The sequence below is a fragment of the Oleiphilus sp. HI0117 genome (assembly GCF_001635235.1).
On record NZ_LWGA01001250.1, the window covers coordinates 1 to 3,231 of the forward strand.

The 3,231-nt window shown below is 45.5% G+C and carries 3 protein-coding genes and 1 pseudogene; all 4 read left to right on the forward strand.

The window, feature by feature from the left end; translation table 11 throughout:
- Positions 1-446 (forward strand): annotated as a pseudogene (locus A3757_RS21780) (hydroxymethylbilane synthase); the annotation flags it as partial.
- Positions 447-450: 4 nt separating this feature from the next.
- Positions 451-1,251, forward strand: a complete 801-nt coding sequence (locus tag A3757_RS21785) for a uroporphyrinogen-III synthase (RefSeq protein ID WP_068554143.1) — start codon at positions 451-453, stop codon at positions 1,249-1,251.
- Between the two features lie 29 nt (positions 1,252-1,280).
- Positions 1,281-2,423, forward strand: coding sequence for a uroporphyrinogen-III C-methyltransferase (locus A3757_RS21790; protein WP_068750210.1), 1,143 nt, complete (start codon positions 1,281-1,283; stop codon positions 2,421-2,423).
- Positions 2,420-3,231, forward strand: an 812-nt coding sequence (locus A3757_RS21795; protein WP_304439209.1) for a heme biosynthesis protein HemY, incomplete at its 3' end; no start/stop codon positions are given. The genes A3757_RS21790 and A3757_RS21795, both read left to right, overlap by 4 nt.

Sequence of the window (3,231 nt, forward strand, 5' to 3'; positions counted from 1 at the left end):
ACGCCATTATTCTTGCAGCCTCTGGACTCAAAAGACTTGAATTCAATGAACGCATCAAAAGCGTCATATCGGCTGAGCAATCACTTCCAGCTGTTGGCCAAGGCGCTCTAGGCATTGAGTGCAGAAGCAAGGATGAGGATATTAAAAAATTATTGGCGCCCCTCATTCACCCAGAAAGCGAGTTCTGCGTAAAAGCTGAACGCGCAATGAATCACCGGCTCCATGGTGGCTGTCAGGTTCCAATCGCCGGATATGCAACCTTAGAAAGCGAGACACTGACACTCACCGGCTTAGTTGCCTCAGAAGATGGCGCAACCATCCTTAAAACAAGCTTAAGCGGCCCACAAGCTCAATGTGAAGAGCTGGGTGTTGCCGTAGCGGAAGCTCTGCTTGAAATGGGTGCAGGCCCTTTACTAGAAGCTGTCTATAACAAAGCTCAAGTTTAAGCCAATGACAAATAAACTCGTTACCGAGCAGGCTTTCAAGCGACTAGGCCTGCTCAGTTCAAGCAAGATTCTAATCTGCCGCCCCGAACCCTCCGCCACGGAATTATCAAAAGCTCTCGAAGCCTTAGGAGCCCAGTGCAAAAAACTGCCAATGCTAAAAATCGATGAGCTTGAGATTAGCGCGATCGAGCGACAGCACATCCTCGATTTAGACCAATACCAGCATGTAATTGTCGTCAGCCAACACGCAGCTGATCTAGGCCTTGAACAAATAGATCACTATTGGCCACAAGCACCTGTCGGACAAAAATGGTATGCCATTGGCCGCAAAACCGCTGAAGCCTTAAACTCGACAAGTCTGGATATCGTATCGCCAGGTCAAGACCTGAGCAGTGAAAAACTATTAGAGAACAAAGACCTCAAAACAGTTCAAGACGAAAAAATACTCATCCTCAAGGGTAAGCATGGTCGCCAGGCTTTACAAAGCCAACTTCTTGCTCGAGGTGCGCAAGTAGATAGCATATCGCTATACCAACGCTCGAAACCAGACTATGATCAAAGCATACTGCAACAAAGCATTGACGACTTTGCGCCAGACTTTATTATTACACTAAGCGGTGAAACACTGACTAACCTGCTTGCTCATTGCAGTGAACACAATATCGACTTATCTGACAGGTCTTTTATACTACCCAGTATCAGAGTGGCCAATATTGCATATGAACACGGATTGAAGAACACTTTGATCTCGGAAAACCTTATGCCGATGGACATTGTAAAGTGCATCAAAAAAGCCAGCTTGTAAGTGCCAACCAACAAAAAACAGGACAACACGTGACTGACGCAAACGAAACGCTACCTGCAGCAGATGTAAAGAAGCCAGCCCCTCAAGCTAAAAAGAAGAAAAACCTTTCTTGGCTGCTAATACTGGTCATTGCTCTAATAGCTGCGTTTTCGATCGCTAGCGCAATTTACTTCTGGCAAAACCTGTCGCAACAAAACACACTACTGTCGCACCTAGATTCACAAAATAAGAGCGCACAACAACGAGTTCAATACTTAGAGCAAAGCCTCGAGCGACGTTTGAAAAACCTAGAAGCAGACAAACAACAACAAAGTCAGATACTGACTCAGCTCGATAGGCAAAGTTTATATAACACCGAGAAGCTAACAGAAATGGGTGCCAGCAGTCGTGCTGACTGGCTACTTGCTGAGGCCGAGTATTTATTACATCTCGCCAACCAAAGACTTCTTCTTGAGCGCGACTTAAAAAATGCTGAGGCAGTCATGATATCTGCCGATAAAGTGCTGGCCGAAATCAATGACCCAGGCTTACTCCCAGTTCGTGCAGCACTCAATCAAGAGATTCTTAGCTTACAACAGCTTTCTCACCTCGACCGTGAAGGTATGTTTATGCAACTCTCGGCTATCATTTCTTCTTTAGACGGCTTAAAAGAAAGCGCTTATTTAGACACGAGCAAGCCAGAGCCAGAACAAACACCAAGCCAGCGTTCATCACAAACTTCAGATCTTCCCGCATGGAAGCAAGCATGGCTGGAAGTATGGGGCGAGCTAAAGAAAGCAGTATTGATCCGGCGTTTGGATCACCCTGTCGCGCCTCTTATGGCGCCTGAGCAAAATTATTATCTGAAGCAGAATCTAAGACTGATGCTCGAACAAGCAAACCTTGCCTTACTAGAGCAAAACCAGGCTATTTTTACTCACAGCTTAAAACAAGCAAGCATTTGGCTAGAGAACTACTTTGATACTCAGGACAAACAAACGAAAACTCTGATTTCTAAACTCAAAAGTATGCAAACACTTCAAATAAGCTACGAAACACCCGATATTTCAAAGTCATTACGCTTACTGAAGACAAAAATTGAAGCCATGTATCTTAACCATAGCTTAGGCAAACTTTCCAACCCGACACCTTCAAGCACAGATAACAGTACCAAGCAGGAGCCAACACCATGAAGCGTTTACTCGTGTTGATTATTGTCGGCATGGCTCTAGCGCTTGGTGTTTCAGCGATTGTCAGCCATGACCCCGGATATGTTCGAATATCTTATGGAAACTGGCTAATAGAAAGTAATCTGGTCATCGCCGCACTCGCTATCGCTATTTTGCTTACTTTATTGGTATGGCTACTAGGGCTGAAACGTAAACTGGTGCATTCAAGCAAGTCTGTATCTAAGTGGTTTGGCCGTTCCGCCGAGTCAAGAGCTACGATAAAAACCGAGAAAGGTCTAATTGCACTACTTGAAGGCAACTGGGGCGTAGCGAGCAAGCTATTATCTAAATCTGCTACCAAGTCCCATAAGCCCTTAATTAACTACTTAGCCGCCGCTCACGCTTCCAACGAGTTAGGGCAGGTTAAGGATGCTGAGCTAATGCTGAAGAAAGCCTATGACAGCACCGAGGACTCCGACTTTGCTGTGGGGATCGCTCAAGCACAAATCCAGTACCAACAAGGGCAATATGAACCTTGCTTAGCAACACTATTACGCCTGCATAAACAACAGGCGCATCACCCCTTCGTTCTAAAGCTCTTGAAGTCGGTATACTTAAAATTAGAAGATTGGCACAACCTGATAAAGCTCCTGCCCTCCTTGCAAAAAGATGCCAAACTCGGCACTGATGAAATCAAAGCCGTCGAGTCTCTCGCCTGGAATAATCTTTTTGTACAGAAAACCGACGAGCTAATTAACCGCGCTCAACAAGACGCTGCCGACGATATTCTCGCAGGTTTATGGCAGTGTGTACCAACACCATTACAATTCGA